This is a genomic window from Candidatus Babeliaceae bacterium (assembly GCA_041660765.1).
Taxonomy (GTDB): Bacteria; Babelota; Babeliae; order Babelales; family Babelaceae; genus JBAZVR01.
The window spans coordinates 1-16,110 of the sequence record JBAZVR010000004.1; the positions used below are offsets into that span (position 1 = coordinate 1).

Consider the following 16,110-nt stretch of genomic DNA (forward strand, 5'->3'; position numbering starts at 1 on the left):
AATATTGCATCTGTCGGCAACCGTTCCATTTCCTCCAGCGCTGCTTGACGAATGTATCCGTCCTCGTCAAAACTAGCAATGCCTAATAGATGCACGGTCTCTATTGTAGAATATTGTTCACGCAATTGTGGTAGGATATGGGCGGTTAAAAAACGTTCCGACCGTAGCAGTTTGTCGTATACATGATGATCGCAGCAGCCAATTCTGCAGCAATCAATCATTTTTGGACTGTGAAAACCACGATATCCTTTTAATAATTGACGATAATTTTTGGAAATAGTGCGCAATTGTTTTCGCACGGTTTTTTGAGCCATGAGCTGTGCAATTGCGCTTACCAAGAGTGCATGTGATGGCGCAGGATATTCCTGAGCAAGCTTACGCAGGAGTTTAATTATATCGTGCTCAAATGTTTGTATATTGCTCATGAGATATAATTATTCTTCTTTTTCTGCAGTATAAGTTAATGCTTCTAGTACCATTTCTTTAAGCTGTTCTATAGTGAATGTAGCGTGTCGAGCAGCATTTATTACAATAATACCACGTATAGCGTCTCCCAAACCCAAAGAAGCTTTTGGTGTATTTTTTAACCAATCATGACGATACCAACATTCATCACCTGCTGTTACTGGAGTAAATGAGATCAAGTGTTTATTTTTAAATTCATCTTGCTCTGTAATTGTTACTTCAAAGGTACCATAACCTATTTCATGGGTGCCTCCTCTATCCCAAAGGCTTCCAAGGTCACACTCCCACTGTTTATTCCGTAATTTTTCTTCAAGTTCTGGATACGTTGGTATGATCACATCATACAGGAGTGAATAATTAGTCATGCGTTGAGCGTATGTGAGCGTATCTCCGTCAAGAGTACACGCGTCGTTTATAGATGTTGAAGCATACTCTCCTCCATCTATCGTGTTGTCAGCAATTTTTAATGTGTTCCCTATACGTCGTATGATACTAATTTCGGTAAATGTTCCGGCACCATATCGAGGCTTCCAATGGGCATATACAAGATGAGGCCCATGTGACAATGTGCCGATATATTTCCACCGATATATGTCGCGTTCGGCATCGTCTTGTTCTGGAATAAATGTATCTAAATCAAGTTCATTAGGCATTTGATCGGATAGTCTTGGAGTAAGTTTTTCCATACACGCATCTGGAATTGGTTTGTTGTTATAGAGTAGGTCCCTGTGTAATTTTTTGTTATAACAGGATGCTTGTTCTATCCGCGTTGCAGATTGTGATGCATGATAATTGTACATGCTCGAGCAGCCAGGGAGCATGAGAATAAATATCATGTGATATTCTTTTAATATTTTATTACATATTTTTTTATAGGTAGACATGCTTTCTGTTTCTTTCATGAGATGTAATTATTCTTCTTCTTTTTCTTTTTCTGCAATATAGGTTATTGCTTCTAGCATAATTTCTTTAAGCTGCTCCATAGTGAGTGGTTTATGAGCATGTTGAGAAGCATATACTCCAATAACACCACGTATCGCGTCTTTCAAACCTAAAGAGGCTTTTGGTGTATTTTTTAGCCAATTCTGAGCATCAAAATCATCATCAACTGCAGGAGTAAACGAAATTAAGCGTTTGTTTTTAAATTCATCTTGTGCCGTAATTGTTACTTCAAGGGTACCATAACCTATATAACTAGGGCTTCCACAAGATAAACCTTTTAGTTGTTTATTCTGTAATTCTTTTTCAAGTTCTGGATACTGCTCTATGATCAAGTAATACAGTAAAAAATCGGCCATGACCTGACAGTACGTGAGCGTATTTTTGCGAAGTGTACTTGATTTTTCTAAGATCATTGTTGGACCTGCATCGTAGCCGATGATATTATGATCAGCAACTTTTAATATATTTCCTATGCGGCTTATGATATGAATTGAACTGGATTTACGGGTACCATCTTGAGGTGACAAATAAGCATATATAAGATGAGATCCATGCGGTAATGTGCCGATATATTCCCATTGGTGCATGCCGCGTCCTGCATTGTCCTGTTGTGGAATGAATGTATCTAAATCAATTTCGTGGGGCCATTTAAATTGAAATAGGTCGGCAGTAAGTCTTTTCATGCATGCATCTGGAATTGGTTTGTTATTATAGAGTAGGTCTTTGGGTAATTTTTTATTATGACATGATGCTTGTTCTATCCGCGTTGCAGATTGTGATGCATGATAATTGTACATGCTCGAGCAGCCGGGGAGCATGAGAATAAGTATCATGTGATATTTTTTTAATATTTTATTACATATTTTTTTATAGGTAGACATGCTTTCTGTTTCTTTCATGACGTGTAATTATTTTTCTTTTTCTGCCGCATACGTTAATGCTTCGAGCACCATTTCTTTAAGTTGTTCCATAGTGATCGGTTTATAAGCGTGTTGAGAGGCGTATGCGTCAACAACACCAAATAGCGCGTCTCCCAAACCCAAAGAAGCTTTTGGTGTATTTTTTAGCCACTTCTGAGCGTTAAAACCATCATAACTTTTTTCAGGAGTAAGTGAAATCAAGTGTTTATTTTTAAATTTATTTTGCTCCGTAACTGTTACTTCAAATGTACCATAACCTATTTCATGAGTGCCTCTTCTATCCCAAAGGCTTCCAAGGTCGCATTCCCACTGTTTATTCCGTAATTCTTTTTCAAGTTCTGGATACGTTGGTATGATCACATCATCCAGGAGTGAATAACTAGTCATACATTGAACGTATGTGAGCGTATATCCGTCAAGAGTACACGCGTCGTCCCATATACACGTTGAATGATACCCTGTACCGATACTATCATCAGCGATTTTTAATGTATTCCCTATGCGTCGTATGATACTAATTTCGGTAAATGATCCGGAGCCATATCGAGGTGTCCAATTAGCCAATACAAGGTGAGGCCCATGCGGTAATGTGCCGATATATTTCCAATAGCATATGTCTTGATTGGCGGCAGAGTCCCAGGGTAAAACAAATGTATCTAAATCAAGTTCATTGGGCAGTTGATAGGATATTCTGGGGGTAAGTCGGTTCATCCATTTATCCGGAATCGATTTGTTGTTATAGAGTAAGTCTTTGGGCAATTCTTTATTATGATAGGAGACTTCTTCTGCTGTATAAGTTATTGCTTCAAGCACGATTTCTTTAAGCTGCTCCATAGTGAGTGGTTCATGGGGATGTTGAGAAGCATATACTGCAAAAACACCAAATGTCGCGTCTCCCAAATCCAAAGAGGCTTTCGGTGTATTTTTTAGCCAATTTTGAGCATCAAAATCATTATTATCTTGTGCAGGAGTAAACGAGATACAGCGTTTATTAGAAAATTGACCCCATCCCGTAATTGTTACTTCAAAGGTACCAGAACCTACATGACCAGCGTTTTCAGAAGATAAATCTGTCCCCTTTTTATTTTGTAATTTTTCTTCAAGTTCTGGATACTTTTGTATGATTTCATCATACAGTAGAGAATAGGGCATTTTCTGAGAGTACGTAAGCGTATCTCCATCAAGAGTACACTCTTCGCTTATAGATGTTGAAGCATGCTCTTCACGGATACTATTACAACCATTATCAGCAATTTTTAATATATTCCCTATGCGTCGTATGATACTAATTTCGGTATATGTGTGGTCATCGCTTTGGCATGAATAATAAGCATATACAAGACGAGGTCCATGTGGCAATGTGCCGATATATTTCCACCGATATATGTCGTGCTCGGCGTCGTCCTGTTCTGGAATGAATGTATCTAAATCAAGTTCATTGGGCATTTGATCGGATAGTCTTGGAGTAAGTTTTTTCATACATGCATCTGGAATTGGTTTATTTTTATAGAACAAGTTTTTGGGTAATATTTTATTATGACAGGATGCTTGTTCTGCTGTATAAGTTATTGCTTCAAGCACGATTTCTTTAAGCTGCTCCATAGTGAGTGGTTCATGGGGATGTTGAGAAGCATATACTGCAAAAACACCAAATGTCGCGTCTCCCAAATCCAAAGAGGCTTTCGGTGTATTTTTTAGCCAATTTTGAGCATCAAAATCATTATTATCTTGTGCAGGAGTAAACGAGATACAGCGTTTATTAGAAAATTGACCCCATCCCGTAATTGTTACTTCAAAGGTACCAGAACCTACATGACCAGCGTTTTCAGAAGATAAATCTGTCCCCTTTTTATTTTGTAATTTTTCTTCAAGTTCTGGATACTTTTGTATGATTTCATCATACAGTAGAGAATAGGGCATTTTCTGAGAGTACGTAAGCGTATCTCCATCAAGAGTACACTCTTCGCTTATAGATGTTGAAGCATGCTCTTCACGGATACTATTACAACCATTATCAGCAATTTTTAATATATTCCCTATGCGTCGTATGATACTAATTTCGGTATATGTGCAGTCATCGCTTTGGCATGAATAGTAAGCATATACAAGATGAGGTCCATGTGGCAATGTGCCGATATATTTCCACCGATATATGTCATGCTCGGCGTCGTCCTGTCCTGGAATGAATGTATCTAAATCAAGTTCATTGGGCATTTGATCGGATGGTCTTGGAGTAAGTTTTTTCATACATGCATCTGGAATTGGTTTGTTTTTATAGAACAAGTTTTTGGGTAATTTTTTATTATGACAGGATGCTTGTTCTAAATCAAGTTCATTGGGTATTTGATCGGATAGCCTTGGAATCGGCTTGTTGTTATAGAGCAAGTCTTTGGGTGTTGTAGATGGTGATACATGATAATACACATACATGCCCGAGCAGCCGGCAAACATGAGAATAAGTAGTATGTGATAGCGATATTTTTTTAATTTATTGAATATTTTTTTATAGGTAGGCATGCTTTCTGTTTCTTTTATGTTGTCTTCTTCTAGCCAAACATTGGCTGCGTAGTCGAAGCGTTCTGGATCAAGAGGTGTAAATATAAGCCATTCTTCTGGCGCATTCCATTTTTCTACATAACGTTTTTTTTCTTCTTCAGACAAGCTGCACCAATAGGGCAGCCAAACATCTAGATACCAGAATTCTCCTGATTGGCGCCAAAAGCAGTCATAAGGAGGGAACTCTGGGTGTTGTATCCAAGGGGGGTTTATTTCTTGCATGTTGCGTTAATTGTCTAGAGCTTTTTGTATGTTAATGTCATATGGTGATACATGATAATACATATACATGCCTGAGCAGCCGGCAAACATAAGAATAAGTAGTATGTGATAGCGATATTTTTTAAATATTTTATTAAATATTTTTTTATAGGTAGGCATGTTTTCTTCTTCTTTCATCTTGTCTTCTTCTTGCAGCTCTATCCAAGCATTGACTACGTCATCAAACCAATCTGGATCAAAATCTGTTACATCATAATGACGAAGCCATTCTTCTGGCGCATTCCATTTTTCTAAATAATGTTTTTTTTCTTCTTCAGACAAGCTGCGCCAGTAGGGCAGCCAAACATCTAGATACCAGAATTCTCCTGATTGGCGCCAAAAGCAGTCATAAGGAGGGAACTCTGGGTGTTGTATCCAAGGGGGGTTTATTTCTTGCATTTTGCGTTAATTGTCTAGAGCTTTTTGTATGTTAATGTCATGAGGATTTATTTTAATTAATGTTGGAGATGCGAGCTCAATATTAACAGATTTGAGTTTTTTAACAATTTCAAATCTGATATGGGATGAAATTTCCCATTGTTCCAGAACTTTATCTGCGGTTAAAAATCCACGTACCAAAAATTGATAGCCATTATCGACAAAACCATTGAGCCAAATAATAGGGGCGGGGTTTTTGAGGATATTAATATTCTCATCCAAAACTTTACTCATCAGCTGTTTTACAATGATAGGATCATGATAGTAGGGAATGGTAAATAAAATATCTTCAAAGGCGAAAAAGGTTCTCGTGTAGTTCCAATTAATTACTGTTTTTGTAATAATATGTGAATTAGGAATAATGAGCATGACGCTATTTTTTCTTCTAACGACCGTGGAGCGCGGGGTTATTTGTCGTACTACGCCAACAACTTCATTTTCTATAGTTATGAGATCGCCAATCTTGATAGGGCGTTGAACTAAAATAATAAAATAAGCACAAAAATCCGCCACGGGCTCTTTTATATAATATGAAAGAATACCTATGAGGACAACGAGTTTTGTTGTCATAGCATCAAGGCCGGCACTTTGTAGACCCATAAGCAGTGCAAACAAAATAATGCCGTAACGCGTGAGAGTTAGGATAGTGTTTTGAACCCCTGAACCTATCAATAATGGATCAAATATACGTTGCAGAACAAAATGATTAACAATATAGGTAACGCCAATGCCGCCGATGACAAAAACAAAAATTTTGCCTAATGAAAGGGCGGTAACTTCGATCGCTTTTCCCGTTGCTTCATCAATTCCTGGAGAATACAAACGAAGTTCAAGCCAATGTGTAATATCTAACCAAGTAACGCTATATCCCCAAATTCCAGAACAAATAATAATGCCGACCAGTGCAAATATAAAAAAAGTGGCAATGACAAAAAGTCCGTACCATGTTCTGCCAGAAGAAAAACGTTCTTTGATAGTTTCGCCATCAGAGTAATAAAAGAACAAGTCTGACGATGTTTTTTTGATACGATTATGCAACCATGAAAAAAGCGGTATTACCAAAATAGTAATGAGCATTCTTGAAAGTACATACAATACCTGTCTGCCGTATCCCACATAAGGATTGCTCATAATAATAATTGCGATAATGCCGAGCAGCAAAACATAATAATATTTATTAACGTGTTCAATAATCCATTCCCATAGAGGCGTATCTGTCGGAATAATACTTAATAATTGTTCTTTACTAATAAGACTTATCAACGCAATTTGTAGTAAGATAAAATTAAGCGCCAGAAGAATGACCGGAACGTAAGAAGAATTATAACCGCCCATTAAAAATGCTTGGCGGAGTAAAAATATAAAGATGGTAGCATATACTAACGGTGCAATAACCCACAAAAATCGCCTTTGATATGCTTGGCTGATGAGTTGATAGTTGCGCTGAGCATTTATCGTTAATAGATAATTAATAAATTTCCACGCTATGTATATCAAATAGGGGATAGAGAGTAAATAGAAAATTGATATAACAAACGGCTGTGAAAAAGACTTATTTACCAATAAAAAGAATAATGCAACCCAGCAATATAAAATATTAATATAATCACCGGTAAACGACATAACAATAGATAAAAAAGTGATTATACTACTTGTTCTTATACGTTGTGCGCTATAAAGAGCAACGTAATCTCGTATTTTTGGTAAAAATATTTTTATACCCAAAAAACTTGCTACAAGCAAAAGCAGGGTAAGAATGCCGAATGAAGAAAAATAGGCAAATAAAGAAGACAGTATCATTTTTAATGATAACGTTGAAAAAGAGGCAACTATAGTTGCATAAATATCTTTCCAAAATTGCCGTAGATCAGGAATGAAATTTTGTAGTTCTCCCCATTCTATTGATTGCATACTTCTACGCCAAAATCCTTTTGAGCTTAATTCTTCGGTGATTTCTTCTATTTTTTTATTAATGTCGGTTAAAAATGAAATTGTTGAAGAGTAGACTTCAATAGATTTTGCTGTGATATCAATACGTTTTCTAATATTTTCTTCAGATTTATTAAGAAGGCGTACCCCATTGAGATAATCATTGGAATTATCAAGAAATAAAAGATTTTTTTGCTCCCGTAGTTTATTGGCGAGGGCTTTTACTTTATCGAGTGAGCTATTAAGTTCAGATAATAAATTAATGACAGCAGCTCTTCGATCAATTAATGCTGTAAGGTCCGTTTGAACCTCAAGCCTTTTTAGTTCATAACGTTTAATTTCTTGATCAACTTCTTCTTCGGTATCTGTTCTAAATTTATTATTAAGCATTTTATGCCAGGACTTAATAATATCTCGTTCAATTTCTTCATGATGAAACTTTGCTTTTTCAAGCTCAAGCTGGGCTTCTAAGTATTCCCGTTCTGTATTTATAAGCACTTGTTTGGTGCTCGTGCTTCCAATGGTGCATAGCACAATCCAGTCATTGGTGCTTTTTGGCTCTTTATTCCATTCAGTGAGCGTTGTAAAATCAATAGAAGAAAGATTATATTGTTGCATTAAGCTTGCTATTGATGTTTTTAATTCATCTCGCAATGTTGCCAAAACACGTAACTTGTCATTAATTTGATCATTTTTATCAACAAACAGTTGTCGCTTTTCATCTAATGTATCTTCGATTTTTTTTACAAAGCGGGCATCAACGTTTAATGAGCGTTTAATTCTCGTATAATCATCTTTAAGCGCTGATGTTTGGCCTTTAATGATCATTATTTGAGAGTCTAAGAGTGAAAGTTTTGCTTCCGCTTCTTTTACTTTCCAATCAGCTAATTCTTTTCTAATTAATGAGAGTTTTACCTGTTCATCAAGCAATTCGCCTTGCTCTTTAAAACTGAATTTTTCACCCTTCGTTTCAGTTTTTTTATTAATAAGATTAAAATCTTCTTGCTGTTTTTTCTTCTCTCTATAATCATCTTGAGCGCTACTTGCAGCCTTTTTGCGCTTATTGAGATCATACGCGGTGCTTTTTTTATTTTTTTCCAGTTCAGTAAGGCGTAATTTGTGGTCAAAAATTTTTCCAGAAACTTGTTGAAAGTCGGTATATGTTGTTGTTGTTTTAACAGGAGTTTTAAAATTTTTGAAATCTGGATCAGCTTTATATTCTTGCAAAAGCTTAATGTGCTGTTCGGTCAATGCAATGAGTTGTTGCTGCAGGTGTTCTGTTTCTGTCAAAAGTTGATAGCTTTGACTTATATCAGAGAATTTTTTATTAAGAAGGTCAAGTTCTCTACCAGAAACATTTTTCATCTTCTCTTTGACCGCAGCAATTTCTGCAGAAATTTTTTCTATATTGCCTTTAATTTGATCGTGAGCTGCTTGATCAACTTTTTCTTTTTCTAAAATTTGAAGTTGTTTTTCATAGCCGCTGGTATAAGAATTTTGATGAGATTCATTGGGTTTGTCTGTTTTAATAAAATTATCAAATGGTCCCGCTATAAGTATAGGCGGCATCAACAGAATTCCCAAAAAAGTTTTTATAAAAATACGAAAAATATTGTTCATAAATGCCCATTTTTAGTTATAAAATTAACCGTTTTAAACATGTGTGCATGAGGATGAGTATGCATGCATCCTAAAAGCCACCTATCAATTTTTTTTTCAAAACGAATGTCTTTCTGAATATTCAACATAATATTGATGGGTTGCGAAATCAAGTGAAAAAAGTCACTATCGTAATCAAGTGCATTAATAGGGCAAATACCAAGAAGTGAAAAAAAGCGACACATGAAAATTTTTTTCCATATGAGTGCATTGTGATGCACGTAAGGCTGGTATAATAACGTAAAAAGATTAAAAACAGCATGTGCATTACAATGTATTGCCAAAAAATAATTGCTCATTTCCAAAATATGGTGCAAAAAAACCAGATCAACCCAATCAGCAGGAGCAGAGACATATGTGGTATTAAAAAGTTGATACATATGATGCCATGGGCGATAGGTATATTCTATCAGTGCCCCATGTATGAGCCTGTTTTTAAGTACATTATCATCAAGAACTGCTTCAACTTTGCCAAGATTATCATCTAAAATAATAATTTTCTTGTGATACGGCTTACCGGAATATATAACAACGCCTTGATGTATCTGATTATCCACACAAACTCTTTTATACGCACTATTAATGAAAGACTAAAATAGAGACATATAAGCGTAGCATATTTTGATATTAAGAGCCTCTTTTTTGCTTATTATTCTTGTTTCAATCAGACATCGCAATAATTCTTTTGTTGTTTAATATCCAGTTGCTTGATGTGCGTTTAAAAACATCTAAATTTATTTATTTTGTGAAAGATTGTATAGGCCTAATACTATTTTCCCAAAAATGATACAAACATCTATGCATGCAAGATAAGGCTGAGAATCTCTCACGAACCGATCTATTGTAATCGAATAGGGAACGGCACGACTTGTCTGCTCTTGTCGTATACAGGTAACTAGATCTTTAATTGACACAATAGTTGGTTCGGGGATTTGAGAGTATTCATCAACATCGTTGTCTTTTCGTTGAGTTCTTATACTGAGAAAAAAAGCACTATTCAGTGCCATTTGTATTTTGCGACGAGAAAGGCCTTTTGTTTCTTTTGAAACTATATGTATAGCATTTTGTTTATTAGCAATAACGAAATTTTTTAATCTATCTTCTATATAAATTTTTCTATGTGCATCAGTCATCGGCGTTATTTCAACACTATTAAATTGTTTTATTATTGCACCATCTAGCCAATTTTTATCATTTGTTTCTGCAAAAATAAAAATCGCCGGATCATGTTTTTGTTTATGCAATTCAACAAGTAGCGCATTCATCGTTATTAAAGCCGCGTCAGACGTATTGCTACGGTGTTTATGTGCAATTGTATCAAATCCTGTTTGATTGTTGTTTTGTATATTATTGATTTATGGGCGGTAAAATAGGGGCGCTATTCACGCCAATATTAAAGTTAGGTTGCGGCGCAAACACCATTTGTGGTTTTTTTTCTGGCTCGAAAAGAACATTCTTCTGCTCCATGCTATGCAGTGGAGCTAAAATACAGACTATTGAAAATAAAATATGTAATAACATTTTTAAAATACCCTTTGAAATGCTTGTTGTTTAATCTTTAGAATTCATATTGCGTGTAAAACGATCTCCTCCAAAGAAATATCCACTCGCTGCATCGTGTAATTTTGCCAATCGCTCTTGACGTGCTTGCTCTGTGCTCATGCTGTGAAGTGAGCCGAAATTGGTTGCGATTGTGCATAGTAATAGTAATTTCTTCATAATAAATCCTGTTTGATTGTTGTTTTGTATATTATTGATTTATGGGCGGTAAAATAGGAGTGCTATTCACGCCAATATTAAAGGTAGGTTGTTGCACAAAAACCATTTGTGGTTTTTTTTCTGGCTCAAAAAGAACATTCTTCTGCTCCATGCTATGTAGTGGAGCGAAAATACAGACTATTGAAAATAAAATATGTAATAACATTTTTAAAATACCTTCTGAAATATTTATTATTTAAATTTGAGAATGAGTGTAATCACCAACTTTTTCAGTAAGATCAACCGTGATTCCGTGTATTCTATCTTGATTTTTTTCGTTTACTTTTTTTACTACTTCCATAACAGCGATTATTCCAACCAAAGCACCTGCTGTTTTAAATGATGCATCGGTAACTGAAGGGCAGCGATGGCCTACGCCAAACATTGCTGGGAATACACATAAAACCGTTAAAAAACCAAGTCCAAGTTGCTTGTAAGAAATTCCTTCATTTTCAAAAGAGAAAATCTGATATGACTGAGCAGTTTTCGCGATACATCTTGCTTCTGGCCTGGTTAATTTATATGTATTATCAAATACATTGAGTTGCTTGGTGAAATAATCCCCTCCAAAGAAATATCCACCCGCTGCTTTGTGTAATTCTTGTAACTGCATTGGCCGTGCCGAATTCATGCTGTGAAGTGAGCCGAAATTGATTGCGATTGTGCATAGTAATAGTAATTTCTTCATAATAAATTCTGTTTGATTGTTGTTTTGTATATTATTGATTTATGGGCGGTAATATAGGAGTGCTATTCATGCCGATATTAAAGTTAGGTTGTTGCACAAACACCATTTGTGGTTTTTTTTCTGGCTCGAAAAGAACATTCTTCTGCTCCATGCTATGCAGTGGAGCTAAAATACAGACTATTGAAAATAAAATATGTAATAACATTTTTAAAATACCCTTTGAAATGCTTGTTGTTTAATCTTTAGAATTCATATAGTTGGGAATTTTTCTTTAGAGATCGTTCATAATAGTTAGGAACTTTTCTTTGGAGATCGTTCATAATCCCACATATTCTCATATTATTTTTTGAATTTATTCGTTTTGCTATTTCTGTAATAGCTATTGTTCCACCCAAAAGACCCGCCACGCCAATTGATCCGGTGGTAACTGACGGGCGCCCAATTCCAAGCATTGCTGGGAGTATACATATATATAAAACTGTTAAAATACCAAGTCCACACTGCATTTGAGATGCTACTTCATTTTTAAAATGGAAAATCTGATATGACTGAGCAGTTTGCGCGATACCCCTTGCTTCTTTCTTGGTTAATTTATATGTATTATCAAATACATCGAGTTGCTTGGTGAAATAATCTCCTCCAAAGAAATATCCACCCGCTGCTTTGTGTAATTCTTGTAACTGCACTGGCCGTGCCGGATTCATGCTGTGAAGTGAGCCGAAATTGGTTGCGATTGTGCATAGTAATAGTAATTTTTTCATAAAATAGATCCTGTGTAACTATGATGATAAATATAATTAAATTTTCAATTTTTATATGACTTAAATCTCGAGATAGAGATATTGTTGACTGGCAAGAAATAATATTTAAGAAATGTTCATGTAATACGCTTTCTTGATTGAGAAAATTCACTGCTGTTTTAGATAAACGTATCGATATTTTTTAAAAAATCAAAAAAATTAAATATATTTTCTATAACAACTTCGGATTGAAATATTAATGCAAAATTTTGGATAATGCGTTTTGATCGATGAACGCGAATGGATGTGCATGTTTTTGATAGTGCTTGGAAAAATCGTAAATGTCTTTAAAAAAGCGTTAAATTATATACACTATTTATTACCATATTATTAATTTTTTACAGCGTGCATGTTATCTATGAATCACAGTTGGGTAGAAATAAGTCGCTCAGCGCTTATTCACAATAGTACTATTATTAAACAGCTTATTTATCCATCGCATCTTGCGGTTGTTGTTAAAGCAAATGCCTACGGTCACGGTATTTTGGAAATAGCACAGATTGTCGATACTATTCCTGATGTTCATATGATATGTGTGGCGCAGGTAGAAGAAGCTGTGCAGTTGCAAAAAAGTGGTATTAAAAAGACATTTTTATCATTGGCCTATATGCCTGAAAATTGTCACGATGCGATCAAAAATACTATTGCACTTGCGCTGTATAATCTCCATGACGCACAACGTCTGCATGAGGCTGCGTTATTATTAGACAAGCAGGCCGTAGTGCATGTAAAAATAGATACTGGAATGTCTCGCTTAGGCATAGCGCCTCAAGAAGCAGTAGCATTTATACAGTTTGTGCATAAGCATTTCCCACGCATTACTATTGCTGGGATTTTTACGCATCTTGGTGATAAAGATCAAACTGATATCAGTTTTTCAGAAAAACAATTAGCGCTTTTTGATACAATGCTTGCTGAGTTACATCAGGCTGGCATACGTATTCCCCTAACGCATGCATTATCTTCAGGTGTATTAGAATATGCACATGATAAAAAATATTCACTTGCTCGCTGTGGAACAAATATATATGGTCTCTGGAGTTCAGATAATTCAAAAAAACGCGCGCAATGCATCATGCCAGGATTAGAACTGTTACCCGTTTTGTCGTGGAAAAGCCGTATTATACAGATTAAAGATATTCCCGCAGGTAGCAGCGTTGGTTATGGCAAAACTTTTATTGCAGCCAATCCCATGAAAATTGCCGTTATTTCTATTGGATATGCAGACGGTTATCCTCGAGCGCTCAGCAATAAAGGAATCGTGAAAATTGGTAATCACTATGCACCGGTCATTGGTATTGTGAGCATGAATCTTACCGCAGTAGATATTACGCCTGTGCCAGACGTGTGCATAGGCGATCACGTTACGCTACTCGGGCCCGATACTCAGATATCTGCTGATGCATTAGCTCAATTAACCGGCACTATTAACATAGAAATAACAACAAGAATTAGTTCTACTATTAAACGCATAGTTGTAGATTAACTTTACTTTATTCGGCGCTTACGCGTATTTTTGCCACATTTTGTGCATTGTGAACAAAGAATGCATGTTTTGTATTATCACGATGAATATTAATCGAGTTATTACTATTGCCGCATAGAAAGATTCCTACACATTCGTCATGTTCTGTAACTCTAAATATGCCGGTATCTCCAGGTTCTATAGCAATTGTTTCCCATTTGTTCCATGGTGCAGTATTAATACCGACCCTAGTCCATTTACCAGCGTGATTAGTGATAGAAATACTTTTCTTCACTGCTTGCATCGGGCACGAAAAAATGATCATACCTATATACATTTTTATTATATTTTTCATAGTGTCTTTCTGTATTTTTTTGCACATTATTATTGTCAATACCATAACTATACCAGGTATTTGTGATACATCCAGCCTAGCTGCAGTTTTGTGTGATTAATTTTATATTTTTTTACGCAATAATTGATAAATATTGCAATTTGGAAATATTACGTGATAGTCTATAACTAATAGTTGTAACTGGTACGTTTATTAAGGGGCGTGATGAGTATGAAAAATACAATGGTACATAAAGTTTTTATGCTGTTTATATGTTTTTGTTCATATTTTGTGCGGTCAGAAGATAAGGCGCCCAAGTTAACTATAGTAGTTGTTATTGATCAGTTTGCGTATCATGAGTTGCAAAAGTTGCAGCCCTATTTTAAAGGTGGAATAAAATTTTTACATGATAATGGCGTACGCTATGTTAATGCGTTTCATCCGCATGGTATGCCAGAAACTGGAGTTGGGCATACGAGTATTGGTACCGGAACATTGGCAAAAGAGCATGGCATAATAGGTAATAATTGGCTTGATGCGCAGGGTAATAGTATTACCTGTGATGCTGATAATGCCCCGCATGCAGCTGTTTTTTCGCCAACCGGGTTATACAATTTTGGCGTTTCTCCAAAAAATATTATGGTTGATACATTATCTGATCAATTAATTATGAATTCATATCCTCATGCAAAAAATATAGTATTTTCTTTATCACTGAAAAGCAGGTCTGCGGTTGGCATGGCAGGGCGATTGGGAAAAGCGGTGTGGTTTGATGCGCAATCTGGGGCATTTACCTCAAGCAAAGTGTATTTTGATGAACTGCCACAGTGGGTGAAAGATTTTAATCAAGAAAAAAATATATCAGAACTCAAAGATTATACATGGGATTTGACCTATCCCGCGTCAAGTCCAGCATATAATTTTTCTAATACTCATGATTATGAATTTTCTAGTGTTAAAAAAAGTTGGATAGGGGTTAAGCATGAAATTGATAAAAAAGAACATGACCCATTTTTGTTTTTTGAAAAGACACCCCTCGCGAATAAGCTTTTGTTAGATTGTGCGACAGCGTGTTTAAAAAATACCATTACTAACAATCCTCAGGAGCGCGTTGTTCTGTGGCTCAGTTTAAGTAGCCTTGATCTAATAGGCCACGTGTACGGCCCCAATAGTTTAGAAGCGCTTGATATGTTATACAAAATTGATACACAACTCAAAGATTTTATAGATAAAGTATATGAAGCGGTGCCCCAAGAAGATGTGCTTTTTGCACTGACAGCAGATCATGGTATCGTGCCCATTCTAGAAGAAGTTAAAAAAAATGGATTAACCTTTGCACAACGTATTGATTCTAAAACATTAATGAGTTCAGTAAATGAAGCCATAGAAAAAAAACATGGTATATCAAATGCCCTAGAGCATTTTAGAATGCCGTCTTTTTATTGTAATAAGAACATTTTAGAATTATCAAAATCACAAAGAAATACGATTATGTATGACATTAAAAATATCCTGATGAATCATCCTGGTATTAAGTATGCTTGGACATTTGATGAGTTATCATGGTCACCGTATGCATGCAACGTGCTTCCGAATTATTTTAAAAATCAGCTTTATAGAAATAGAACAGGACATATTATATGCCAAGTGCAACCGTACAATTATATCGATATTTTTACCTCAGGGACCGCGCACGGCACGCCATATGATTATGACACGCATGTGCCGCTGATTGTGTATCAAAAAGGGAAGCTTTTTAATAAGACAATTATGGAAACAACGTATATTCCGCAATTAACCGTATCATTGGCAGAAATGCTCCGAGTGCCTCGACCAAGTGCTTCAACGTTCAACTTACTATCGGGCATATCATATAATGGTGTTAAAAAGTAAAC

General features: G+C 35.7%; 14 protein-coding genes. 2 read left to right on the forward strand and 12 right to left on the reverse strand.

Going from position 1 to position 16,110, the window contains the following annotated elements:
- The 11 genes from WC707_06300 to WC707_06350 form a co-directional block, all read right to left on the reverse strand.
- Positions 1 to 425, reverse strand: a 425-nt coding sequence (locus tag WC707_06300; GenBank protein ID MFA6066763.1) for a hypothetical protein, incomplete at its 3' end; no start/stop codon positions are given.
- A 9-nt stretch (positions 426 to 434) separates the two neighbouring features.
- Positions 435 to 1,367, reverse strand: a complete 933-nt coding sequence (locus WC707_06305) for a hypothetical protein (protein ID MFA6066764.1) — start codon at positions 1,365 to 1,367, stop codon at positions 435 to 437.
- A 9-nt stretch (positions 1,368 to 1,376) separates the two neighbouring features.
- Positions 1,377 to 2,306 (reverse strand): hypothetical protein, encoded by a 930-nt coding sequence (locus WC707_06310; protein MFA6066765.1) that lies wholly within the window; start codon positions 2,304 to 2,306, stop codon positions 1,377 to 1,379.
- 9 nt (positions 2,307 to 2,315) lie between these two features.
- The gene (locus WC707_06315) at positions 2,316 to 5,105 is read right to left on the reverse strand and encodes a hypothetical protein (GenBank protein ID MFA6066766.1); all 2,790 of its coding nucleotides are present in this window, start codon (positions 5,103 to 5,105) and stop codon (positions 2,316 to 2,318) included.
- A 6-nt stretch (positions 5,106 to 5,111) separates the two neighbouring features.
- Complete coding sequence (locus WC707_06320; GenBank protein ID MFA6066767.1) at positions 5,112 to 5,543, reverse strand: hypothetical protein; 432 nt, start codon at positions 5,541 to 5,543, stop codon at positions 5,112 to 5,114.
- A gap of 6 nt (positions 5,544 to 5,549) precedes the next feature.
- Positions 5,550 to 9,131 (reverse strand): mechanosensitive ion channel domain-containing protein, encoded by a 3,582-nt coding sequence (locus tag WC707_06325; GenBank protein MFA6066768.1) that lies wholly within the window; start codon positions 9,129 to 9,131, stop codon positions 5,550 to 5,552.
- Complete coding sequence (locus tag WC707_06330) at positions 9,128 to 9,727, reverse strand: hypothetical protein (protein MFA6066769.1); 600 nt, start codon at positions 9,725 to 9,727, stop codon at positions 9,128 to 9,130. Before WC707_06330 ends, WC707_06325 begins: the two co-directional genes overlap by 4 nt.
- Before the next feature lie 177 nt (positions 9,728 to 9,904).
- Positions 9,905 to 10,435 carry a hypothetical protein gene (locus WC707_06335; GenBank protein ID MFA6066770.1) on the reverse strand — a complete coding sequence of 177 codons (531 nt, stop codon included), beginning with the start codon at positions 10,433 to 10,435 and terminating at the stop codon, positions 9,905 to 9,907.
- A 286-nt stretch (positions 10,436 to 10,721) separates the two neighbouring features.
- The gene (locus tag WC707_06340) at positions 10,722 to 10,889 is read right to left on the reverse strand and encodes a hypothetical protein (protein MFA6066771.1); all 168 of its coding nucleotides are present in this window, start codon (positions 10,887 to 10,889) and stop codon (positions 10,722 to 10,724) included.
- Between the two features lie 235 nt (positions 10,890 to 11,124).
- Positions 11,125 to 11,616 (reverse strand): hypothetical protein, encoded by a 492-nt coding sequence (locus WC707_06345; protein ID MFA6066772.1) that lies wholly within the window; start codon positions 11,614 to 11,616, stop codon positions 11,125 to 11,127.
- 242 nt (positions 11,617 to 11,858) lie between these two features.
- Positions 11,859 to 12,377: a hypothetical protein gene (locus WC707_06350; GenBank protein ID MFA6066773.1), complete on the reverse strand. Its 519-nt coding sequence runs from the start codon at positions 12,375 to 12,377 to the stop codon at positions 11,859 to 11,861.
- Between the two features lie 397 nt (positions 12,378 to 12,774).
- Between WC707_06350 and alr the strand changes: the two genes are divergently transcribed.
- Positions 12,775 to 13,902 (forward strand): alanine racemase, encoded by a 1,128-nt coding sequence (alr, locus tag WC707_06355; protein MFA6066774.1) that lies wholly within the window; start codon positions 12,775 to 12,777, stop codon positions 13,900 to 13,902.
- 7 nt (positions 13,903 to 13,909) lie between these two features.
- On the opposite strand, the gene WC707_06360 is transcribed toward alr, so the two are convergent.
- A complete protein-coding gene (locus WC707_06360; protein MFA6066775.1) occupies positions 13,910 to 14,236 on the reverse strand; it encodes a hypothetical protein in 327 nt (108 codons plus the stop codon).
- Between the two features lie 210 nt (positions 14,237 to 14,446).
- Between WC707_06360 and WC707_06365 the strand changes: the two genes are divergently transcribed.
- Complete coding sequence (locus WC707_06365) at positions 14,447 to 16,108, forward strand: alkaline phosphatase family protein (protein ID MFA6066776.1); 1,662 nt, start codon at positions 14,447 to 14,449, stop codon at positions 16,106 to 16,108.
- Positions 16,109 to 16,110 lie beyond the last annotated feature (2 nt).

Bases quoted from the DNA above. Each gene is read 5' to 3' on its own strand.
- WC707_06305 (MFA6066764.1), bottom strand. From the start codon at position 1,367: ATGAAAGAAACAGAAAGCATGTCTACCTATAAAAAAATATGTAATAAA.
- WC707_06310 (MFA6066765.1), bottom strand. From the start codon at position 2,306: ATGAAAGAAACAGAAAGCATGTCTACCTATAAAAAAATATGTAATAAA.
- WC707_06315 (MFA6066766.1), bottom strand. From the start codon at position 5,105: ATGCAAGAAATAAACCCCCCTTGGATACAACACCCAGAGTTCCCTCCT.
- WC707_06320 (MFA6066767.1), bottom strand. From the start codon at position 5,543: ATGCAAGAAATAAACCCCCCTTGGATACAACACCCAGAGTTCCCTCCT.
- WC707_06325 (MFA6066768.1), bottom strand. From the start codon at position 9,131: ATGAACAATATTTTTCGTATTTTTATAAAAACTTTTTTGGGAATTCTG.
- WC707_06335 (MFA6066770.1), bottom strand. From the start codon at position 10,435: ATGAATGCGCTACTTGTTGAATTGCATAAACAAAAACATGATCCGGCG.
- WC707_06340 (MFA6066771.1), bottom strand. From the start codon at position 10,889: ATGAAGAAATTACTATTACTATGCACAATCGCAACCAATTTCGGCTCA.
- WC707_06345 (MFA6066772.1), bottom strand. From the start codon at position 11,616: ATGAAGAAATTACTATTACTATGCACAATCGCAATCAATTTCGGCTCA.
- WC707_06350 (MFA6066773.1), bottom strand. From the start codon at position 12,377: ATGAAAAAATTACTATTACTATGCACAATCGCAACCAATTTCGGCTCA.
- alr (MFA6066774.1), top strand. From the start codon at position 12,775: ATGAATCACAGTTGGGTAGAAATAAGTCGCTCAGCGCTTATTCACAAT.
- WC707_06360 (MFA6066775.1), bottom strand. From the start codon at position 14,236: ATGAAAAATATAATAAAAATGTATATAGGTATGATCATTTTTTCGTGC.
- WC707_06365 (MFA6066776.1), top strand. From the start codon at position 14,447: ATGAAAAATACAATGGTACATAAAGTTTTTATGCTGTTTATATGTTTT.